Raw genomic sequence first — 20,556 nt, forward strand, 5'->3', positions numbered from 1 at the left:
ACCGCTCCTTCGCTATAAAGAAGCAGTATTTTCCCAATCGCCGGCGTTAGTTTTTGTCAGCCCATTTTAAATCGATATAACCGACAGGATGCCGGACGATCCCCTTTACATGTTCGTTTTGCAGGTTGACCTGATTGTAGAAATAAACCGGAATGATTGGCGCTTCATTGATCAGCAGCTTTTCCGCTTGATGCATCAGGGAGAAACGCGTTTTTTCATCGGCTTCATGTTTCGCCTGCTCGATCAGCTGATCGTATTCTTTATTGGCCCAGCCTGTACGATTCATCGAATTTCCTGTTTGGAAGGCTTCCAGAAAACTGATAGGGTCCGCGTAGTCAGGCAAAAATGAGCTTTGAGAGAATTGGAATTTCAGCGCTTTTTGTTCCTCTAAAAACACGTTCCATTCCATATTGGCCAGCTTCACATCGACTCCAAGGATATTTTTTATTTTTTGCTGGATCGCCTCAGCGATTTTTTTATGCTCCGGCTTTGTGCTGTAAGTAAGAGTGATCGCAGGAAGCTTATCATAGTTTTCTTCCTTCATGCCCTTTTCCAGCAGCTGCTTCGCGTTGCTTTCATTTGTCGTGATCAGGTCTCCGCCCGCCTCACGGAAGTCCTTGCCGTCAGGCTGTGCAAATCCCGGCGATACAAAGGCGCGCGCCGGTTTTTCATTGTTTTTGGTGACGTACTTTACAATTTCCTCCTGATCCACTGCCATCGCGAAGGCTTTTCTGATATTTTTATTTTGGAACGGCTCCATGTTCACATTAAACCGGTAGAAATAAAGGCCAGCCTGGTCAACAATGCTGACGTTGTCCTCATCAAGCAGCTGATCACTCAGCTCAGCAGGGACATAAGCGGTATCCAGTTCTCCAGACTGAAACATCTGGTAGTCTGTATTTCTGTCACTGACCATCGCCCATTTCACCTTATCAAGCTTCACGGTATCTTGATCCCAATACGTGTCACTCTTCTCCATTGTGATGCTGTCATCATGCTTCCATTCCGTCAGCTTAAACGGACCGTTCCCGACAAATGTATCCGCCTCAGCAAACCACTTTGGATTTTCTTTATCAACCTTTTCGTTCACTGGAAAATACGCCGGATTGGACACGACGCTGAGAAAATATTTTTGCGGCGCTTCAAGCGTTACTTCAAGGGTTCGATCATCCTTTGCCGACACCTTCACATCGTCTTTTTTCCCTTTTCCGCTGTTATACGCTTCGCCGCCTTCAATAAAATAGCCGAGAAATGCGGATGAAGCGCCTTTTTTCGGATCAAGCATCCGTTTCCACGCGTATTCAAAATCTCCGGCCGTTACCGGATCTCCGTTTGTCCATTTCGCATTTTCCCGAATCGTAAATGTGTAGGTTTTTTTATCTTTTGATACAGACCACTTTTCCGCCATTGCCGGTTCAGGCTCATTCTTTTTGCCAAGACGCGTCAGCCCTTCCATAATGTTATTTAACGGCTGCCACGACACATTATTAAAACCGATCGGCGGGTCGAACGAAGTCGGTTCATTTTCGTTATTTAAGTACAGCACCTTTTCTCCGCTTGTTTTTGCCTTATCCTTACCGCTTTCTTTTCCGGCTTGTTCGTTTGCTGTACATCCCATCAGCGCAAACGAAAGTCCTAATGCAAGACCCATCCCCCATAACTTTTTCACTCGTTTCATCCTCTTCCCCCTTTTCATGATCAATCCTTCGCATCTCCGGACAGCACCGCATGCTCGGCCCGTTGATCCTGCAGCCAGCAGTTGACGGTGTGCGTGTCAGATCTGATGGTCTTTCCCGGGTATACCCTGTCACACACGATCATCCTGTTCGGACAGCGTGCGGCAAACGGGCAGCCTGTCGGAGGTGAAAATAAATCCGGCGGCGTTCCGTCGATCGGAATCAGCTCCGCGCCCTCCATATCCAGCCGCGGGACAGAGCTCAGCAGCCCTTTTGTATAAGGGTGCTGCGGCTGATAAAAAATATCTTTTCTCGTGCCGATCTCCGCCATTTTCCCGGCATACATAACTGCGACTCTGTCAGCAACCTGGGCAACGATCCCTAAATCGTGTGTAATCAGAATGACAGACACATTCGTTTTTCTCTGAATCTCTTTAAACAGCTCCAATATCTGTGCCTGAATGGTCACGTCAAGAGCGGTCGTCGGTTCATCTGCGATTAAAATATCAGGCTCGCAAATCAGCGCCATTGCAATGACAATCCGCTGTCTCATGCCACCGCTGAATTGGTGGGGATACTGCCTCAGACGCTCTTCGGGATCGGGAATGCCGACCAATGACAGCATGGAAAGCACCTCTTTCCTCACCGCCTTTTTGTTCATTTTTTTGTGGCGCAGGAGCGCTTCCCCCAGCTGGTCTCCGACAGTCAGTGTCGGGTTTAACGCCGTCATCGGATCTTGAAAAATCATAGAAATGTCGGCTCCCCTTATGCCTCTCATGTCTTTGTCAGAAAGACGGCAAAGGTCTTTGTTTTTAAATAGAACGCTGCCGTTTGTCACCTTCGCCGAATAGGGCGGCAGCAGACCCATGATGCTTTGGGAGGTAACGCTTTTGCCGCAGCCGGATTCGCCGACGATTGCAAAGGTTTCACCTTGATACAAATCAAAGCTCACCCCTCTAACCGCCTGAACCGTCCCGCCGTAAGTCGTAAAAGAAACGTGCAGATTTTTGACTGACAGAACTTTTTCCATACAGCTACCTCCTCAGCTTAGGGTCGAGCGCATCCTGCAATCCGTCTCCCAGCACATTAAACGCATACATCGTCAAGGAGATGAAAAAGGCCGGAAAAAACAGGCGCCACCAATGCCCAGACAAAATCGCAGGCAGACCGTCATTCGCCATCACACCCCAGCTGGCAAACGGAGCCTGTATGCCGAGGCCGAGAAAGCTTAAAAATGATTCTGCGAATATGGCGGCAGGTACGGTTAATGTCATTTGTACGATAATCGCTCCCATTGTATTCGGCAGCAGATTCTTCCGGATGATGCGAAAGGTTTTCGCGCCAAAGGTTTTCGAGGCGAGTACATATTCATAATGTTTAATTTGAAGCACCTGGCCTCTAACAATTCTCGCCATGCCGACCCATCCGGTTACAGTCAGCGCCACAATAATGGTGCCCAGCCCCGGCCCCATCAGCACCATCAGCAAAATGACTACAAGCAGATACGGCAGACCGTACAGCACTTCGATAACCCGCATCATGATACCGTCAGTTCTGCCGCCTTTATAACCGGCAACGCCTCCGTAAATGACACCGATCACAAAATCAATCAGCGCTGCCATCACGCCGACAAATAACGAAATCCTCGCTCCATACCATGTTCGGGTAAACACATCCCGGCCGAGTTCATCGGTGCCGAACCAATGCTCGGCTGAAGGCGGACGATTTTGTTCGGTCAGCGATTGGCGCGCGACACTATGGGGCGACAAAAAAGGCCCGATAACAGCCATGACAAAAAGAAATAAAAGAATAAAGAGTCCCGCCATCGCTAATTTATTTTTCTTCAGCCTCCTCCAAGCATCCTGCGTGTATGACAAACTCGGCCGCTTGACCGAATCGGCTTCTCGATTTTTTTCTTGATTCGAGACAAACCACTCATCCGGCACCTGAATATGCTGCTCTGGCTGGCGTTCATCTGTTTGTACAGGGAGATTCACACGCTTCACCCTTTCTTATGCAGTTTAATGCGCGGGTCTAAGAGACCGTAGGCCAAGTCGACCAAAAACAGCATGATGATCAGAATGACACTGTAAAAAACGGTCGTTCCCATAATCACGGGGTAGTCCCTCTGATTTATGCTTTCAACAAAATATTTTCCCATTCCGGGAATGGCAAAGATTTTTTCAATAACAAAGCTTCCAGTTAAAATACTGGCGACGAGTGTACCCAGAACGGTAACGACGGGCATGAGTGCATTTCTGAGTGCGTGTTTTACGATAATTTTGAACGGAGAAAGCCCTTTTGCTTTTGCTGTGCGGATATAATCCTGTGTCAGGACTTCGACCATGCTTGACCGTGTCAGCCTGGCAATGATCGCCATTGGCCCTACGGCAAGCGCTGCGGTCGGAAGCACCATATGGATCGGGCTCGTCCATGTGGCAGCGGGAAATAGGTTGAGATTGACGGCAAACTGCTGAATAAGCAATGTTGCCAGAATAAAATTCGGGATGGAGATGCCGAGTACCGCAAGACTCATCGCGGCGTAGTCCAAAAAGCCATTGCGGCGGAGCGCAGCGATTACGCCCAGCACGAGCCCAGAGATCACGGCAATGACAATCGCTGTCAATCCAAGCTCAAAGGAAACGGGAAATCCGCGTTCCAGCATATCATTGACGCTGTCTGACGGTTTTTTAATTGAAGGTCCGAAATCGAATGTAATGATGGATTTTAGGTAGATGATGTATTGGAAAATGAGAGGATCGTCTAAGTGATAGTAGGCTTCGAGATTTCTTTGAACGACTTCATTTGTGCCTCTTTCCTCGTTAAAAGGAGATCCGGGAATGACCTTCATGAGAACAAAAGTCAGGGTGGTAATCACCAAAATTGTAGCTGCCATTGCCCAAAAACGCTTCATCATGTATCGCACCAAAGCCTAAAACACCCCTTTAGCAGAATGATGTCCGCATCGCAAGCTCAGTCATGACAAGCATCGCCTGATAGGCTTCAAGCATGTCCTTTGCCTGAAATTGAACGGTTGTGGTACCCGGCTTCATTTCAGTTCCCGGCATCAGATTTGCCCATTCTGCCTGCCCGTAATTGGCAAATTCAATGCTCAAAACGGGTCTGTCAGGCGGTGTGAGCGGTTTGACTTTGTCCTTGTTTTGCAGGGCAAATGCGGTTTTTTCTGTCAGCAGCCGGCCGGCTTTCGCGGGGGACAAGCACTTCACTGCTGATCTTGAAATGGTTTGTTTGACAGCGGCTGTCGTGACATTCGGTATGAGCTCTTCCGCTTCTTTTGCGGCACGGTCATCACCGGCTACCATTAACACCGGGACATCATAATAACCGGCAACATATGCATTTAACCCAAGCTCACCGACAGGCCGATCGTTTATGTAAAAATGCCGGACGCCGAAAATCATGCTGTGTGACATCACACCGGGAGTCGAGGCTCTCGCATGATAACCGAGAAACAAAGCGCCTGTAAACGTATCGTCCAGCCCCTCTACCATTGAAAATGGTTTGACGTCACCGGAAATCAAATCGGCTTCAGGGTGAAGCTTTTCAACCATCAGATTATTCATCTTGGAATGGCTGTCATTGACCAGCACCTCTGTACACCCGCTGTTAAACGCTTCGGCAATACAGTAGTTTGCTTCTTCGGTCATGATGAGCCGCCCGCGTTCATAATTGCGCTTGCCGGAATCCACAAAGGTATCGTCCGGAAGACCCGAAATACCTTCCATATCTACTGACATGTACAGTCTCATAACGCTCCTCCTTTTTACTAAATTATGAATATTCTAACAAATTATATTAAAAAAAGAGGAAAATTGCAATATAACTGGGGAAAATCACAACTTTTCATTGATAAAAAAGAACCCTCTTTCAAGGATTCATGTCTGTTTCTCTGCCTGTTCTGTAAGCAGTTCATATTTTTTCAAGGTTCTTTCAAACACCTCATCAAAAACGTCCGGCAAAGAGGCGCGTATCACCTCAGCTCCCTCTCCGGTAATTCCGCCTTTGGTTGCGACACGTTCCAGCGTTTCCCCGAAAGACATCTTCTTTTCGATCAGCAGTTTGCCAGTACCGTATAACGAATGAATCAGAAAATCAAAGGCTTCTTCTTTGGACAGGCCGCTGTTTCTAACCGCAGACAGTGACAATTCTTCGAAAACTGCAGCTATGAATCCGGGTGCTGAGCTCGTCAAATTGCTGGCGGCATCCAAATTCGATTCTTTGATTTCCCGTACACGGCTGAAAACCGATAACCGTTCATTCAGACGTTCTTTTTGATCGGCTGTCAGTGCTTCACTGTGAACGACAAGTGAGACGCCCGCTTCTGCTTCGGACGTTATGGCAGGAATGAAACGTGATAGACCAGCCTCCGTTTCAGCCTCCAAAAGACGCAGCGGCACACCGGCGGCAATGGAAACGATATGCGTATTCTTATTCACATACGGGTGCAGACGGCGCAGTGTTTCAATGACATGGAGCGGCGGGACACATATCAAAATCAAACCGCACGTTTCAGCCCAGTTCTCAAGCGAATCAGCTGATACATTTGGATAATCTGACATCAGCGCCTGCAGCCGCTCCCCCTTCGTTCTTGTTTCAATAAAGAGCTCATTCTCCTTGATTTGGCCATGCTTCAACAGCTGTCTGGCGATCATATCGGCCATGCTGCCATATCCAATCAATCCAATCTGTTCCATCGACTCAGTCCTTTCATATACAATAAAGAGTGTAACGTTTTCCGCCCTTTTTCACAATTTCCCATAATCTTTTCATTTTTATCCCACAGTTTTTGTTTATGATAAACTCAAGTCATAAACCTATCATAATAAAATAGATTTAGTGAAAATAGAGAAACGGAGTGAACATGATGAATAACTATCGTGACGAAAACAGAACGGAAGGAAATGAGAATGAGGTCTTTCTAGCGAAAGAAAACGATCAGAGCCCCTCCTACTCAGCCCGCAATGTGATTCATGACCAGGAGAAGAAAAAACGAGGGTTCGGATGGTTCAGACCGCTGCTTGGCGGAGTGATCGGCGGCAGTCTCGCTCTCGGCATTTACACATTTACACCGCTAGGCGACCATGATTCTCAGGACACTGCAAAACAATCATCCAGCCAGCAGCAAACGCAAGCTGCTACAGCTAAAAGCACGTCCTCTGAATCTAGCAAAAGCTCGTCAAACTCAAGCAGCTCTTCTGCATTCAAGAGCGAGGATTCTTCTAAAATTTCAAATATGGTGGAAGACATTTCACCGGCGATTGTCGGTATTACAAATCTTCAGGCCCAGTCAAACAGCTCTTTGTTCGGCTCTGACTCATCCGGTTCCAGCGAAGGTACAGAAAGCGGATCGGGATCGGGTGTCATTTTCAAAAAAGAGAACGGCAAGGCTTATATCATTACGAATAACCACGTCGTAGAAGGTGCGTCTTCACTGAAGGTATCTTTATATGACGGCACTGAGGCGACAGCAAAGCTGGTAGGCAGTGACTCGTTAACAGATTTAGCGGTCCTTCAAATCAGTGATGACCACGTAACAAAAGTGGCAAGCTTCGGTGATTCATCTGATCTCAGAACAGGCGAGACCGTCATTGCGATTGGAGATCCGCTCGGAAAAGACCTGTCCCGCACAGTAACGCAAGGAATTGTAAGCGGTGTGGACCGAACGGTTTCAATGTCAACATCTGCTGGCCAAACCAGCATTAACGTGATTCAAACTGACGCAGCGATTAACCCAGGTAACAGCGGCGGTCCATTGTTAAGCACTTCCGGCAAAATTGTCGGCATTAACAGTATGAAAATCAGTGAAGATGATGTTGAGGGCATTGGATTTGCAATCCCAAGCAACGACGTAAAACCGATTGCTGAAGAATTGCTGTCTAAGGGGCAAATTGAACGTCCGTATATCGGCGTCAGTATGCTTGATTTAGAACAAGTGCCGCAAAACTACCAAGAAGGCACACTCGGCCTGTTCGGAAGCCAGCTGAATAAGGGCGTATACATCCGTGAGGTCGCCTCAGGCTCTCCTGCTGAAAAGGCCGGATTGAAAGCGGAGGATATTATCATCAGCCTGAAGGACAAAGAAATCAATACAGGCAGTGAACTGCGAAATATCTTATATAAAGACGCAAACATCGGTGATACCGTTGAAGTGAAAATCCTCAGAAACGGCAAAGAAATGACGAAAAAAATCAAACTCGACCAAAAAGAAGAAACAACTTCTTAAGATATAGCGCCTCAGCCGCAAAAGCGGTCTGAGGCTTTTTATTGAACAAAAGACCTATCGCTCTATGAAACACCCTGCCTCAACATCTGACATTATACTAATCAGATGTTGAGGCATCATTTGAGAAAGCGATATGAACATGAAAACCGTGGGATTGAACATGATCTGGGCAGGGTCAAACTTTACTGTGCTAAGCTTTCTCCTTTCTGAATCGACTGTCGTGGGGAATTACACTGGGTGCCAGTAGTCTATTACACATAACCGATACGGCTCTCATCATGCATTTCTGTAAAGCCCTCCAATATATCAGCTGACATTCAGCAAAGCCGAGGACGACTGCTTTTAGGCTTTGCCGTTTTTATTGCAGCATGCTAAAACCGCAGTCCAAGTTCACAATCCCTTAGTCTCATAAAATGATCAGCGTCTGTTGCTTTGATCATCTCACAGAATATAAAAAACCCCTGTCCGTAAAGGATAGGGGTTTCAGGTTATGACATATGCTGGTCTCTATAGAGTCTTTTATTTTCAATTCCATATGATTTCTGCACGATGTAAAGCGGCCTGTCTTTGGCTTCATCGTAGATTCTGCCGATATATTCGCCGATCATCCCTAGAATCAGAAGGACGATGCCGCTGAACAGGAGCTGGATCACAATAAGGGATGACCAGCCCGTAATCGTGCTGTCCGTGAATAGCTTCAGGTACAGCACGATAAACATATACAGAAATCCTGCACCTGACATGAACATCCCCGCATAGCTTGCCAGCTTCAGCGGTTTATGTGAAAATGTCGTGATGCCATCCATTGACAGCTTGAGCATTTTCTTCAACGGGTACTTTGTTTCTCCGGCGAGCCTTTCATCACGTACGTACTCGACCGCTGTCTGTTTGAAGCCCACCCAGCTGACGAGCCCTCTGACAAAAGGATTTTTTTCTTTTAATCTCTTCATTTCATCACAGACTTTTCTGTCCATAAGGCGGAAGTCCCCTGTATCAATCGGGATATCAATATCTGTCATGCTGCTGAGAAGACGGTAAAACATAGCCGCTGTTTGTTTTTTGAAAAAGGTTTCCCCTTTTCGTTTTGTCCGCACGGCGTACACAACCTCATAGCCTTCCTTCCACTTTTCAATCATATCTAAAATCAACTCAGGAGGGTCCTGCAAATCAGCGTCAATGACGGCGATTGCATTCCCCTGTGCATAATCCATACCCGCTGTAATGGCGATCTGGTGCCCAAAGTTCCTTGAAAAATCAATGATTTTCACTTTCGGATCGATCAGGCTGTGCTCTCTTAAAATCTCAATACTGCGATCTTTGCTTCCATCATTGACAAAAAGCAGCTCGTAGTTTTCTTTCGTTTGATCCATGACCTCTTTTAAGCGCTGATAGGTTTCATAAATGACAAGCTCTTCGTTATACACAGGTACAACAACTGAATATTGAATATGTCTGCTCATGTTTTTTCCTCCTATTCATCAGCATTTAGTTCGTATAATGTAACTGACTGATTCATTCTGCCAGATCCGCCGCCCATCTGGCTGTTTTCGCCTGAAGACTCGCTATTGCTTGATGTATCAGCTGAATCATTATTTTCTGTTTTCTGCTCAGATGATGATTGTTGATCAGAGCTTGTTTGCCATTTAGATGAAGACACTTCTTTCCCGTTTTTCTCAACCCATTCAACAATGTCATTGTTTCCGCCTCTTCCCATTCCAGAAGCCAAGAAGTATTTCACTTTTCCTTCTTTTACTAGTTTTTTGAATTGAGTCAGTGTGATAGCCGGGTCAGAACCGCTGAATCCGCCAATAGCCATGACAGCTTTTTTCGTTTTAATAATATATGGCGCTGCTGTGTTCGAGTCTATTGTGGCGAATAGATATTCAGCTTTGGAGTTATTCTCCTCTAGATATTTGATCAGTTTTTCATTTACAGTCGCATCTGACATACCCATGCCTTTTCCGCTGGCTGAAGCGAGCTGAGGCCCTGTTTCAGGCTGTGAGCTGTTGCCTCCGTACAGAAGCGGTGTGCTTGCCCAATAAATCGGCATCACCAGCAATGCGAGAAGAGCTGCAAGTGATACATAATAACTGATCGGTTTTTGGCGCTGTTTGAACAGCAGCAGAGCAATCGCTGACAACGCGCCAATAATCCCTACGCCAATGCTCCAGCCTGCGCCGATTTGATCGTTGTAATTCCTGAGAATAAACAATTCAAACCCAGTTGTCGCAAGAATCGCTGCTGGCAGAAGCCATGATGTCCAGCCTGTCTGATTGCGGTACAGGTGAACAAGGGCAACCCACCCCGCCCCGACAAGAGCCGCAATCGGCGGTGCCAGCATAATGAGATAATAATGATGGAAAAATTCTGCGACACTGAAGAATCCGGCAATCGGTACAAGCCATGCGACCCAGAACACCGTTTCCTTCTGCTCTGCAGATAATCTTCTTCTTTCTCTCGCACCCGCGATCAGTAAACCTGCGATTCCAAAAATCGCAAATGGCAGAAGCCAGCTGATTTGATCAGACAATTCTTGTTGGAAAAGCCGCAGCGGACCAGGTGTTCCCGTTCCGAACATTCCTGAACCTGATTGTATTTTCGAGCCGGTTCCTGCACCGCCTTCCCCTCCGTCTCCGCCAGGTCCGCCCTGATCGCCGTCTCCGCCGCTTGGAGGGCCTCCTTGACCGCCGCTCGGCATTTCTCCGCCGTTTGGCATTTGACCGTTGGATGGAGGTGCTGCCATATTGCCATTTGATGATTTGTCATCACTTGATGAGCTGTTGCTTGCTGACTGGTTAGGCGGCGCTTGAGTTTGTGATGAATTGTTATCAGAAGACGGCATTTCTTTTGAGGCGTCTCCAATTGATCCGCTCTGTCCGCCGCCGGAATTTTGGCCTGTCAGCCGCTGAATCCCGTTATATCCGAAAGCCAATTCCAAAACAGAGTTGGTCTGGCTGCTTCCGATATAAGGCCGCTTGCTTGCAGGGATATTGTCAACAATGAGCGGCCATGATAACGAAACAGCTGCTAATACAGCTAACGCACTTACCAAAGAAATGATTTTTTTCTTGATTGTGGCGTTTGCCGCAATCAGATAAAACAATAAGAAGGCCGGTAAAATCATATAAGCTTGAAGCATTTTTGTATTGAAACCTATTCCAACGACGAAAAATGCTGCTAACAGCCAGATCAGCTTTCCTTTTCTGATCGCTTTAAAGAGGAGCCATGTGGCAAGCAATAAAAAAAATACCAGTAATGCATCGACATTGTTTGTTCGTGCTACAGCTACAGCAATCGGCGTACATGCCATAACAAATGAGGCAATGCGCGCCGCCGTTTTACCGAATGTCGGTTTAATCAGCAAGTACATCAGAAGGACTGAACCTACACCCGCCAATGCTTGAGGGAGAATGACGCTCCACCCGTGCATACCGAATATTAATGCGCTGATCGTTTGGATTTGGTATGTAACTGGCGGTTTATCAACTGTTATAAAGCCGGCAGCATCGAACGAAGCATAAAAGAAATGATGAAAGCTTTGCATCATACTTGTAACTGCCGCGGTGTAATAAGGATTCACCGTGTCGTCATTCCAAATGTTATAGATATTTAAAAATGCAGATGCGAGCAAAATGAGGGTAAGGACGATATCCAGCTCGCGTTTTCTCTTTTCCACTTGTTTTTCACTCCTTTTTGTCTAACTTTGAAATAGTGTAACAAGCAAATATGAATAAACTATTAATAAACAAAGACAATATTTTTGCCGAGGCCATTTCGTGCCAATCGTCCATATATACAACGGGTTTTAAGCCATTTCTCCCAACGTCACCTGATATGTCCTGCCCAATGTTTATGCAGCCTTTATGATAATAAAAATAAGCCTCCCGGCAGTGCCGGAAGGCAAATCAATCTCAATTTAGTATATCGGTTTTAGTTTTGCTTCTATTTCAGCTCTTCGATGCTCAAGATACGGAGGAAGAGCGATCGTTTGGCCGAGCTCATCAAGGTTTTCATCAACCATAAATCCCGGTCCATCTGTTGATAACTCGAACAAAATGCCGTTCGGCTCTCTGAAATACAGCGCCTTGAAATAGTAGCGTTCAACGATGCCGGAATTACTATAGCCTTCCCGGCTGATGATCTGATGCCACCCGGCAAGCTCTTCTTCATCTCTTACCCGAAACGCGACATGGTGAACACTTCCTTTTCCTTGGCGTTCGCGCGGAAGATCGTTTCTTTCTATTAAATGGATTTCTGTTGCAGCACCGCCTTCTCCAGATTCCAAAATGACGGCGGCTCCTTGTCCTTCGACTGTTTCACGGCTGATTTCTGTAAATCCGAGAATATTCGTCAATACGTGTAAAGTTGGTTCAGCGTACGGTACAGTCAGCTCAACCGGCCCTAACCCGCGAAACGAAAATTCTTCCGGAATACCGCTTTGTTTAACAGGCAGACCATATCCTTTTCCTTTCTCATCCGCAGTCAGCACAAGGCGCTGTCCTTCATGATCTCGGAATGCCAATATGTCACGTCCCGCTCTTTGGGTGACTCCGCTATGCGCCACCTGATGCTCTTCAAAACGTTCTTTCCAAAAATGCAGGGCTTCTGTGCTTGGAACACGCAAACCAATAGAAGAAATACTGTTTGTGCCCGCATGAAACGGCGCAATGCGGGGAATCTCGAAAAACGTCAGCTCAGTTCCCGGATTTGCCACTTCATCTCCGTAGAACAGATGGTACATTGTCGGTTCATCCTGGTTGACGGATTTTTTGACGAGCTTTAATCCTAATACTTTCTTATAGAAATCTAAGTTTTTTTGTGCGTCGGCCGTTAATGCCGACACGTGGTGAATGCCGTTGACTTTCATATGCTGTCCCTCCAGGTCATTTTATCTCGATTTCGAGATATTATATCATAGTTATATATTTAGTGTTCTAATAACAAGGTATTTTATTCCCATGGGAAAGTCAACATATCAGCTTCATCGGAGGTTCGTTATTTTGCTAGGTTCTTACAGCATCTTCTCTGACAGTTGAAACCCGACCGAAAAACACGAACTTTAGAACTTAAAAAACACATTTTTATTCGTTTATTAATTATTAAAGCAGGCGTTTCCATAGGTTTATCAGCCACACAGAAAGCAAATATCGAAAATCAGAAAATTTATTTTATTTCACTTTTCTAAAATAGGGTTTACAATATGAAAAATAGATTCTTCATCATGAAGCTTCAACATCATAGGAGGTTAAGGACATGCATACTGAAGACAACGGTTTGAAAAAAGAGATAGGCCTCTTGTTTGCCCTTACTCTTGTCATCGGAACCATTATTGGTTCAGGTGTGTTTATGAAGCCTGGCGCTGTGCTCGCTTATTCGGGTGATTCAAAGACAGCGCTATTCGCCTGGCTGTTAGGCGGTATTTTAACACTGGCGGGCGGTTTGACAATCGCGGAAATCGGAACACAGATTCCGAAAACCGGCGGGCTCTATACGTACCTTGAAGAAGTGTACGGAGAGTTTTGGGGGTTTTTGTGCGGCTGGGTGCAGATTATCATTTACGGTCCGGCGATTATCGGCGCGCTGGGTTTATATTTTGGATCTTTAATGGCGAATCTTTTCGGCTGGGGATCTGGACTATCAAAAGGAATCGGAATTATAGCCGTTCTCTTTTTATGCATCATTAATATTATCGGTACAAAATACGGCGGCTTTGTCCAAACGCTGACAACGATCGGCAAGCTGATTCCGATTGCATGCATCATCATCTTCGGTCTTTGGAAAGGCGATCAGCACATCTTTACAGCAGTAAACGAAAGCATTTCCGATATGAATTTCGGAGCAGCCATCTTGGCTACACTGTTTGCTTACGACGGATGGATTCTTCTGGCCGCTCTCGGCGGAGAAATGAAAAATCCCGAAAAGCTGCTGCCACGCGCAATGACTGGAGGATTATTAATTGTTACAGCCATCTATATTTTCATTAATTTTGCATTGCTTCACATCCTGTCTGCGAACGAAATTGTCACACTTGGTGAAAATGCGACAAGCACTGCTGCGACCATGCTATTCGGTTCAGTTGGCGGAAAGCTGATCAGTGTCGGGATTATTGTCAGCATCTTCGGCTGCTTAAACGGAAAGATCCTTTCTTTCCCGCGAGTGTCCTACGCGATGGCGGAACGCAAACAGCTTCCATTTGCTGAAAAACTGTCACATGTGCATCCGACGTTCCGCACACCATGGATTGCGATTACCTTCCAGATTGCTGTGTCTTTGATTATGATGCTGATCAGCAACCCTGATAAACTTTCGGAAATCTCTATTTTCATGATCTACATTTTTTATGTAATGGCCTTTTTTGCGGTGTTTATCCTCCGCAAGCGAACAAAGGGAGAAAAGCGCGCCTACAGTGTTCCGCTTTACCCATTCATGCCGATTTTGGCAATCGCGGGCTCATTCTTTGTGTTAGGAAGCACACTGATTACAGATACACTGAGCTGTGGATTATCAATCCTCATCGGCCTTGCCGGACTGCCTGTTTATTACTGGATGAAAAAACGAAAAGCTAGCTGATAAAACGGTTCCCTTGTTTAGGGAACCGTTTTTTGGTGGAACAGAAGAAAAAAGTTGACAGGAAAAACACAACTTTTGATATACTTTTTACGTTAAGCAGAAGGATTTTGCTAACTTGGGTCGTTTTTTTGTACCGAAGCAGGCCATGATAAGGAGACATGATTTACCGAAAAAGTCAAGCCGCGTTTTTTTCGACTTTTCCTGTTTTTTTTCGACAAAAGGCTATATAATAATTTGATGTGTGCATTGTCTCATTCAAACTATGGAGGGTTTTTAATGATAAGAAGAAAAAAAGATAAGTTCTCACTCCTTTTAACAGAAATCGCAAAGAATATAGACGAAACTGCCGAATATTTTGTGAACTTTAAGGTCACAAACCAAACGACGCTTAAAGAATTCGCAGATACGTTAAAGGAATATGAAACAAAAGGTGACAATCATGTTCATGTCATGATTAAAGAGCTTAACAAAGCGTTCATCACTCCTATTGAACGCGAAGATATCCTTCAGCTAACAAACAGCCTGGATGATGTGCTTGACGGAATCGAGCATTTCTCTGCCATGATGGAGATTTTTTCAATTACTTCATCAGACGAGCATATCGATAAATTCAGCGGATACATCAGAGAATGTGCGAAAGAAATTTTGATTACAATTGAGCTACTGGCAGAAAACCGCTTAAAAGATATTCAGCCTCACGCGATCAAAATTAAAGAATATGAGCACAGCTGTGACAACCTGCACAGAAAATCATTAAAGAATCTTTTCGGAAATGAAACAGATCCGATCAAAGTGATTCAATACCGTGAAATTTACGAAACGCTTGAAGAAATTGCTGACTCTTGCCAAAGTGTTGCCAATAATCTTGAAACCATCATTATGAAAAACGCGTAACGAGGGGTAAAAATGGATATTCTATTCATATTAACGATACTAATAGTCATTTGTGCTCTGGTGTTTGATTTCATCAACGGGTTTCATGATACGGCGAACGCAATTGCCACTTCGGTATCCACAAAAGCGCTGAAACCGCGCCACGCCATTATAATGGCGGCTGTGATGAACTTTATCGGGGCAATGACATTTACAGGTGTTGCAAAAACCATTACGAAAGACATCGTGGACCCTTATACACTGGAAAATGGTTCAGTTGTCATTTTGGCTGCGCTACTCGCTGCGATTGCCTGGAACCTGATCACATGGTACTACGGTATTCCAAGCAGCTCATCTCATGCCATTATTGGAGCTATTGCCGGTGCAGCTATTGCCGCGGCCGGATTTGCTGCGTTAAATTATAAGGGCTTCATCAAAATTATTGAAGCACTGATCTTATCACCCATTATTGCCTTTGTTCTTGGTTTTATTCTTTACAGCATCGTTAAGCTGATTTTCAAAGACAGCAATTTGTCGAAAACGAACAAGCAGTTCCGCAGAGTGCAAATTGTAACAGCTGCCCTGCAATCGTATACACACGGAACAAACGATGCGCAAAAAGCAATGGGAATTATCACAATGGCTCTCATCACAGCGAATTTACATACTTCTGCTAATGTCATTCCAACCTGGGTGCAATTCGCCTGCGCGACAGCCATGGGTCTTGGAACTTCAATCGGCGGCTGGAAAATCATCAAAACCGTTGGCGGAAAGATCATGAAAATCCGTCCGGTAAACGGTGTTTCCGCTGACTTAACCGGGGCAGCCATTATTTTCGGCGCCACATTTATACATTTGCCGGTCAGCACAACCCACGTCATTTCTTCATCAATCCTTGGCGTCGGTGCGTCACACCGGGTAAAAGGCGTAAACTGGGGCACAGCTAAGCGTATGCTCGTGACATGGGTCATCACGCTTCCGATTTCAGCGACACTCGGTGCCATCGCCTACTTTATTTTAAATATGATCTTTTAATGTTACACCGCTTCTGTCAAAGGAGCGGTTTTTTTGATGGAACAGGAAAATCAGCCGGATCTCTCGAATACAATAAGCAGAACCTATTTCAGATGTGAGGGATTCATGTATGCTTTTATTCTTTCAGATCATGGTCTGGTGCATCATGGCCGGATTAGGCTTATACGTGTACGCCACGTGGCGTTTCGAAGCGAAGGTCAAAGAAAAAATGTCCGCCATCCGGAAAACATGGTACCTGCTGTTTGTTTTGGGTGCTATGATATACTGGACATATGAGCCCTTTTCCCTGTTTACCGACTGGGAACGGTATCTCATTGTCGCTGTCAGTTTCGCTTTAATTGACGCTTTCATCTTCTTAAGCGCATACGTCAAAAAACTGGCCGGCAGCGAACTGGAAACCGACACAAGAGAAATCCTCGAAGAAAACAACGAAATGCTCCACATGTATCTCGATCGGCTGAAAACATACCAATACCTATTGAAAAACGAACCGATCCACGTTTATTATGGAAGTATAGATGCATATGCTGAAGGTATTGATAAGCTGCTGAAAGCCTATGCCGATAAAATGAACTTAACGGCCTCACTTTGTCACTATTCGACACAGGCCGATAAGGACCGATTAACCGAGCATATGGACGATCCGGCAGACGTGCAGACACGGCTCGATCGAAAGGATGTTTATTACGACCAATACGGAAAAGTGGTTCTCATCCCATTTACCATCGAGACACAGAGCTACGTCATCAAGCTGACGTCTGACAGCATAGTCACGGAATTTGATTATTTGCTTTTCACATCATTAACGAGCATATATGATTTAGTTCTGCCAATTGAGGAGGAAGGTGAAGGATAATGGAACGCGCGTTTCAAAACGGATGCGAGCCCCGGGCGGCAAAACCGTCAAAGATCCTGAAAAAACGTTCAACCACCAGTGTCGCAAGCTATCAAGTCAGCCCGCATACAGCAAGAATCTTCAAAGAAAACGAACGGCTGATTGACGAGTATAAACGAAAAAAAGCATGATCACACTAAAAGGACAAGGGAAAACAGCTCTTGTCCTTATTCCTTTTCTTAAAGGGTTACATATACTAAAACAAACAGAGGATATTGTCAGGTGATACAGTGAAAAAATTGGTGAGGCGTGTGAAGTTTGTTGATTACGGAAGGTTTGGCCTTTCCGGGTATTCGCTTCGGGTTCGGGAGCGCAGTGCAGGTATATTAAAAAAGTTAAAGAAGAAAAAATAAATCCCGGAAACTCCGGGATTTTTTGCTGCGATTAGCTTAATTGCGCTGCGATCTTTGCTTTAGTCGCCGGCCCGTAAATACCGTCGGCCGCTAAACCGTTAACAGACTGAAAACGCGCAACCGCATCAGCAGTTTTCGGTCCGTAAATGCCATCAATTCCGTTATTGGCAGCTCCTTTATCAGGGTAAAAATAGAGAGCGGCCAGTGCTCGCTGCACCTGAAAGACATGTTCGCCTGAGGCGTAAGGTGTTGTCAGTTTGATTATTCCGTCCGGGAGCGGATAGAGATTGGGTTCTTCAGCGTACGATGGCGCACTTACAATTAGCACTTGACCGACCTGAATGAGATTCGGGTCTTCGATATTGTTCCACTCTTGCAGCTGGGCAACAGTCACACCGAACGCTCTCGCTATGGATGTAAGCGTATCACCCTGTTTCACGACATAGGTTTGGCTCCCGCCTCCCCCAATCCCAGCTTTAAACGTATCCCATATATTCAACAGCTGGCGCGGACATTCCTTCCCTGACCAATACTTATGAGGGACGACATTGGCGAGACTGATATGGTGCTCAGCCATTAATATTTTAATAAGCCACTGGGCATTTGCTGTTGCTTGAGCGAAATCTCCATCTGCATTTTCACAAATTTCAATCCCAATAGAAGCCCGGTTGCCGCTGCCATTTCCGTCTCCCGCATGCCAGCCGTTTTCATTTAATGGCAGATGCTGATAAATTTCTGTATCATCAACAGTAAAATGCCAGCTAGTCGCCGTATCAGGATTTTTCAAATAGCGGGCATGTGCCTCGGCATCCGCTCCGGGTGCAGTATTCGCTGTATTATGCACTGTAATGTAGAACGGTGTCATGAGGTAGCCTGGACGGTTATTTGCACCGACTGGAATAAAGTCTTGAATGATGTTAACCATATGATCTCTCCTTATTTCGTCAGATTATTTTCCTTTAACAAGTCACGCTGTTTTTTCCCTTTTTCTGTTACATAGTTGTTTTTAAACCAAGCGGCAACTGTTGTCCCTATTGTAAAAATGAGAGATCCGGCAGAATAAAGAGCGTCAGCAAGCTGATTGACCTGCTCTTCTTGAATGTCCAATGGTGATTTGCCAAACATCAGCATGGTTTGGTTAATGAATGCAACCAAAAGAAGCACCGTCCTGATGACCGTGCCTTTGTCGTACGTTTTCATGAAAATCCCCCTTTAATGCTGCAGCAGGTTGTACATAATAGCGATGGCTCCGCCAATGATCCCTGTGCATACTGCTGTAATGATGGCACCTGTGATGGTGCGTTTAATCCACGTTGTATTTTCATCAATTTTGTTTAACTTCTCGTTCAGCGTCATGATTTGCTGGTCTTGCCGGTCTGACACGCGTTCTAATACGGAAACCCGCTGCTCAAGCGCTTTGTGCTCACCTTTCATGTCTGTTAAATCCTGCTGGAACACATTCACATCTATCTCTTGCTGCATCATTCACTCCTCCTTTACATGCGGATCACCTCCCTTCCGAGGGCCGAAATGGTTATGAAAGCACGGTTCCTTTTACCGAAAGAGACCCGCCGGTGATACTGGCAATCTCCATGATAATCTCCTTGAAACCTTTAATATCAAAAGCCCACGCCTCAGCTTTCCCTAACGTACTTGAGGCAGAGGACGCATCATCAGATTTCACGCCTCTGATCGGAAGTTTCTGTCCCGACAGCGATATACCCCAAAATGTCACCTCACTCGTTTCCGCTGTGCCGTATACTTCAACGAGTAAATGCGCGGCACCGTTCACAGGTAAAGCAGCACCTTCTCCGGCGGAATCGGCATTTTCATGAAAGATAAAGTCAAACGTGTTGCCGGCTTTTACTTTCAGCAAGCCATCGTCTGTCTGAATCGTCGAAAAGTCAATCTGTAAAGGGGCTTTTTCACTTACACGCACATCCATTTCTCCCGCCCCGACTGATTGGTAGACTGCAAATTCCGATTGCTGAAGGTTCCCGTTCACATAACGGAAGCGGTAATAGCGTTTAGAGAGATACACCCAGTCCGTCTCCGTCAGGACACCGGCTGCGACATTAACGGCTGCTGTCGTTGTCCAAGCATTGTTATTGTCGCTTTCTTCAACAAAGAGCGTACCTTCACGATCTGCATACACCCAGCCCTTTACTTTTGAAATCAGAACCGCGCCCAGCCTGTCTTGCCCGAGCTGACTGTATGCCTCAGTCGCCTTTAAGGCAGCGTTTGTTAAAATCTCCGAGACACCTGACAAGTTCGCAACAGGTGTCAAAAAATCATTTTTTCCTCCTCTGTAGGGCTTTACAGCTCCGGCTTTTCCAGTCTTATCGAGAGGAAATTCATATTGATACTTCACCATCTTCATCCTCCTTTTGATCTAAAAACAGGCAAAATAAAAAAGCCTTACATGGCTTTACCGGTAATGTCTTTATACTGGTCAGGTGTAATCAGCTTTTTGTTCACACCCTCTGCCAGATCCTCAATTGAACAGTCTTGATATGCGATAGCCTGTTTCACCATCTCCGCTGTCGCCCACTCAAAATGCAAGGCAAGCACCCAATAATTCATTCAGCATGATCTCCTTTCAAGGAAAGTAATGAAAGCTTAATATCTGACAGCTCGCTCCCCAATGTTTTGTTCAGTTCTTCAAGCTGCTTGCGTGCCAGCTTTTCCTGTGACAATTCCTGAGCGAGAAGCTCCACCTGATTAGGCGGCTCGTACGGCGAGTTTTTTTGTGACTCCTCCCACCAAGATTCGAGCTCTTTTTGGGTTGGGATTGGGGCGCGCAGGTTCCATTTTTCAATATAAGAACCATTCCCGTCATTCCGCAGCTCAAAATCCTTTCTTGGCACAGCCTCAGGGTATTTATACATGATTGCCTCGTATAATATCATC

The 20,556-nt window shown here is 45.6% G+C and carries 23 protein-coding genes; 7 read left to right on the top strand and 16 right to left on the bottom strand.

Translation table 11 applies throughout. From position 1 onward, the window contains the following. Window positions 1–46 precede the first annotated feature (46 nt). The 6 genes from dppE to proG form a co-directional block, all read right to left on the bottom strand. A complete protein-coding gene (dppE, locus tag V6D41_RS07755; RefSeq protein ID WP_333517796.1) occupies window positions 47–1,696 on the bottom strand; it encodes a dipeptide ABC transporter substrate-binding protein DppE in 1,650 nt (549 codons plus the stop codon). A gap of 2 nt (window positions 1,697–1,698) precedes the next feature. Continuing rightward, complete coding sequence (gene dppD, locus V6D41_RS07760; protein WP_333517797.1) at window positions 1,699–2,706, bottom strand: dipeptide ABC transporter ATP-binding subunit DppD; 1,008 nt, start codon at window positions 2,704–2,706, stop codon at window positions 1,699–1,701. Window positions 2,707–2,710: 4 nt separating this feature from the next. Beyond that, window positions 2,711–3,673 carry a dipeptide ABC transporter permease DppC gene (gene dppC, locus V6D41_RS07765; RefSeq protein WP_148963824.1) on the bottom strand — a complete coding sequence of 321 codons (963 nt, stop codon included), beginning with the start codon at window positions 3,671–3,673 and terminating at the stop codon, window positions 2,711–2,713. A 5-nt stretch (window positions 3,674–3,678) separates the two neighbouring features. Continuing rightward, the gene (gene dppB, locus V6D41_RS07770) at window positions 3,679–4,605 is read right to left on the bottom strand and encodes a dipeptide ABC transporter permease DppB (RefSeq protein WP_148963825.1); all 927 of its coding nucleotides are present in this window, start codon (window positions 4,603–4,605) and stop codon (window positions 3,679–3,681) included. A gap of 16 nt (window positions 4,606–4,621) precedes the next feature. Next, entirely contained in the window at window positions 4,622–5,446 is an 825-nt protein-coding gene (dppA, locus tag V6D41_RS07775) for a D-aminopeptidase DppA (protein ID WP_333517798.1), read from the bottom strand. 126 nt (window positions 5,447–5,572) lie between these two features. Next, entirely contained in the window at window positions 5,573–6,391 is an 819-nt protein-coding gene (proG, locus tag V6D41_RS07780; protein WP_333517799.1) for a pyrroline-5-carboxylate reductase ProG, read from the bottom strand. A gap of 170 nt (window positions 6,392–6,561) precedes the next feature. Between proG and htrA the strand changes: the two genes are divergently transcribed. Beyond that, window positions 6,562–7,920, top strand: coding sequence for a serine protease HtrA (gene htrA / locus V6D41_RS07785; RefSeq protein WP_333517800.1), 1,359 nt, complete (start codon window positions 6,562–6,564; stop codon window positions 7,918–7,920). A 488-nt stretch (window positions 7,921–8,408) separates the two neighbouring features. Here the strand turns inward: htrA and V6D41_RS07790 are convergent, their stop codons facing one another. The 4 genes from V6D41_RS07790 to V6D41_RS07805 form a co-directional block, all read right to left on the bottom strand. Then, the gene (locus tag V6D41_RS07790) at window positions 8,409–9,380 is read right to left on the bottom strand and encodes a glycosyltransferase family 2 protein (protein WP_333517801.1); all 972 of its coding nucleotides are present in this window, start codon (window positions 9,378–9,380) and stop codon (window positions 8,409–8,411) included. An 11-nt stretch (window positions 9,381–9,391) separates the two neighbouring features. After that, window positions 9,392–11,596: a glycosyltransferase family 39 protein gene (locus tag V6D41_RS07795; protein ID WP_333517802.1), complete on the bottom strand. Its 2,205-nt coding sequence runs from the start codon at window positions 11,594–11,596 to the stop codon at window positions 9,392–9,394. Window positions 11,597–11,603: 7 nt separating this feature from the next. Then, window positions 11,604–11,756, bottom strand: coding sequence for a hypothetical protein (locus V6D41_RS07800; RefSeq protein WP_333517869.1), 153 nt, complete (start codon window positions 11,754–11,756; stop codon window positions 11,604–11,606). A gap of 80 nt (window positions 11,757–11,836) precedes the next feature. Further along, window positions 11,837–12,787, bottom strand: coding sequence for a ring-cleaving dioxygenase (locus V6D41_RS07805; protein WP_333517803.1), 951 nt, complete (start codon window positions 12,785–12,787; stop codon window positions 11,837–11,839). Between the two features lie 386 nt (window positions 12,788–13,173). Between V6D41_RS07805 and steT the strand changes: the two genes are divergently transcribed. The 6 genes from steT to spoIISC all read left to right on the top strand — a co-directional run bounded on the left by steT (window position 13,174) and on the right by spoIISC (window position 17,646). Further along, the gene (gene steT, locus V6D41_RS07810; protein WP_333517804.1) at window positions 13,174–14,490 is read left to right on the top strand and encodes a serine/threonine exchanger; all 1,317 of its coding nucleotides are present in this window, start codon (window positions 13,174–13,176) and stop codon (window positions 14,488–14,490) included. A gap of 276 nt (window positions 14,491–14,766) precedes the next feature. Further along, window positions 14,767–15,384, top strand: coding sequence for a DUF47 domain-containing protein (locus tag V6D41_RS07815; RefSeq protein ID WP_003218470.1), 618 nt, complete (start codon window positions 14,767–14,769; stop codon window positions 15,382–15,384). A 12-nt stretch (window positions 15,385–15,396) separates the two neighbouring features. Beyond that, window positions 15,397–16,398 carry an inorganic phosphate transporter gene (locus V6D41_RS07820; protein WP_148963834.1) on the top strand — a complete coding sequence of 334 codons (1,002 nt, stop codon included), beginning with the start codon at window positions 15,397–15,399 and terminating at the stop codon, window positions 16,396–16,398. 109 nt (window positions 16,399–16,507) lie between these two features. Next, a complete protein-coding gene (spoIISA, locus tag V6D41_RS07825) occupies window positions 16,508–17,254 on the top strand; it encodes a toxin-antitoxin-antitoxin system toxin SpoIISA (protein ID WP_148963835.1) in 747 nt (248 codons plus the stop codon). Then, a complete protein-coding gene (gene spoIISB, locus V6D41_RS07830; protein ID WP_010330434.1) occupies window positions 17,254–17,424 on the top strand; it encodes a three component toxin-antitoxin-antitoxin system antitoxin SpoIISB in 171 nt (56 codons plus the stop codon). The genes spoIISA and spoIISB overlap by 1 nt, the downstream gene beginning before the upstream one ends. Before the next feature lie 84 nt (window positions 17,425–17,508). Next, a complete protein-coding gene (gene spoIISC / locus V6D41_RS07835; RefSeq protein WP_119913750.1) occupies window positions 17,509–17,646 on the top strand; it encodes a three component toxin-antitoxin-antitoxin system antitoxin SpoIISC in 138 nt (45 codons plus the stop codon). 31 nt (window positions 17,647–17,677) lie between these two features. On the opposite strand, the gene V6D41_RS07840 is transcribed toward spoIISC, so the two are convergent. Genes V6D41_RS07840 through V6D41_RS07865 form a run of 6 tightly spaced genes read right to left on the bottom strand, consistent with a single transcriptional unit; the run spans window position 17,678 to window position 20,555 of the window. Next, entirely contained in the window at window positions 17,678–18,571 is an 894-nt protein-coding gene (locus V6D41_RS07840) for an N-acetylmuramoyl-L-alanine amidase (RefSeq protein WP_333517805.1), read from the bottom strand. Between the two features lie 11 nt (window positions 18,572–18,582). After that, on the bottom strand, window positions 18,583–18,846 hold the full coding sequence (locus V6D41_RS07845; RefSeq protein WP_333517806.1) for a phage holin: 264 nt from the start codon (window positions 18,844–18,846) through the stop codon (window positions 18,583–18,585). 12 nt (window positions 18,847–18,858) lie between these two features. After that, a complete protein-coding gene (locus V6D41_RS07850) occupies window positions 18,859–19,128 on the bottom strand; it encodes a hemolysin XhlA family protein (RefSeq protein ID WP_148963838.1) in 270 nt (89 codons plus the stop codon). 52 nt (window positions 19,129–19,180) lie between these two features. Further along, window positions 19,181–20,020 (bottom strand): phage-like element PBSX protein XepA, encoded by an 840-nt coding sequence (gene xepA, locus V6D41_RS07855; protein WP_333517807.1) that lies wholly within the window; start codon window positions 20,018–20,020, stop codon window positions 19,181–19,183. A gap of 44 nt (window positions 20,021–20,064) precedes the next feature. Then, window positions 20,065–20,229 carry an XkdX family protein gene (locus V6D41_RS07860; protein WP_039073675.1) on the bottom strand — a complete coding sequence of 55 codons (165 nt, stop codon included), beginning with the start codon at window positions 20,227–20,229 and terminating at the stop codon, window positions 20,065–20,067. Further along, on the bottom strand, window positions 20,226–20,555 hold the full coding sequence (locus V6D41_RS07865) for an XkdW family protein (RefSeq protein WP_333517808.1): 330 nt from the start codon (window positions 20,553–20,555) through the stop codon (window positions 20,226–20,228). The genes V6D41_RS07860 and V6D41_RS07865 overlap by 4 nt, the downstream gene beginning before the upstream one ends. Window position 20,556: the final 1 nt, after the last annotated feature.

It is taken from the genome of Bacillus sp. 0102A (assembly GCF_036765155.1).
GTDB lineage: Bacteria > Bacillota > Bacilli > Bacillales > Bacillaceae > Bacillus > Bacillus subtilis_G.

Bases quoted from the DNA above. Each gene is read 5' to 3' on its own strand.
- dppE (WP_333517796.1), bottom strand. From the start codon at position 1,696: ATGAAAAGGGGGAAGAGGATGAAACGAGTGAAAAAGTTATGGGGGATG.
- dppD (WP_333517797.1), bottom strand. From the start codon at position 2,706: ATGGAAAAAGTTCTGTCAGTCAAAAATCTGCACGTTTCTTTTACGACT.
- dppA (WP_333517798.1), bottom strand. From the start codon at position 5,446: ATGAGACTGTACATGTCAGTAGATATGGAAGGTATTTCGGGTCTTCCG.
- proG (WP_333517799.1), bottom strand. From the start codon at position 6,391: ATGGAACAGATTGGATTGATTGGATATGGCAGCATGGCCGATATGATC.
- htrA (WP_333517800.1), top strand. From the start codon at position 6,562: ATGAATAACTATCGTGACGAAAACAGAACGGAAGGAAATGAGAATGAG.
- V6D41_RS07790 (WP_333517801.1), bottom strand. From the start codon at position 9,380: ATGAGCAGACATATTCAATATTCAGTTGTTGTACCTGTGTATAACGAA.
- V6D41_RS07805 (WP_333517803.1), bottom strand. From the start codon at position 12,787: ATGAAAGTCAACGGCATTCACCACGTGTCGGCATTAACGGCCGACGCA.
- steT (WP_333517804.1), top strand. From the start codon at position 13,174: ATGCATACTGAAGACAACGGTTTGAAAAAAGAGATAGGCCTCTTGTTT.
- V6D41_RS07815 (WP_003218470.1), top strand. From the start codon at position 14,767: ATGATAAGAAGAAAAAAAGATAAGTTCTCACTCCTTTTAACAGAAATC.
- V6D41_RS07820 (WP_148963834.1), top strand. From the start codon at position 15,397: ATGGATATTCTATTCATATTAACGATACTAATAGTCATTTGTGCTCTG.
- spoIISA (WP_148963835.1), top strand. From the start codon at position 16,508: ATGCTTTTATTCTTTCAGATCATGGTCTGGTGCATCATGGCCGGATTA.
- spoIISB (WP_010330434.1), top strand. From the start codon at position 17,254: ATGGAACGCGCGTTTCAAAACGGATGCGAGCCCCGGGCGGCAAAACCG.
- V6D41_RS07840 (WP_333517805.1), bottom strand. From the start codon at position 18,571: ATGGTTAACATCATTCAAGACTTTATTCCAGTCGGTGCAAATAACCGT.
- V6D41_RS07845 (WP_333517806.1), bottom strand. From the start codon at position 18,846: ATGAAAACGTACGACAAAGGCACGGTCATCAGGACGGTGCTTCTTTTG.
- V6D41_RS07850 (WP_148963838.1), bottom strand. From the start codon at position 19,128: ATGCAGCAAGAGATAGATGTGAATGTGTTCCAGCAGGATTTAACAGAC.
- xepA (WP_333517807.1), bottom strand. From the start codon at position 20,020: ATGGTGAAGTATCAATATGAATTTCCTCTCGATAAGACTGGAAAAGCC.
- V6D41_RS07860 (WP_039073675.1), bottom strand. From the start codon at position 20,229: ATGAATTATTGGGTGCTTGCCTTGCATTTTGAGTGGGCGACAGCGGAG.
- V6D41_RS07865 (WP_333517808.1), bottom strand. From the start codon at position 20,555: ATGATATTATACGAGGCAATCATGTATAAATACCCTGAGGCTGTGCCA.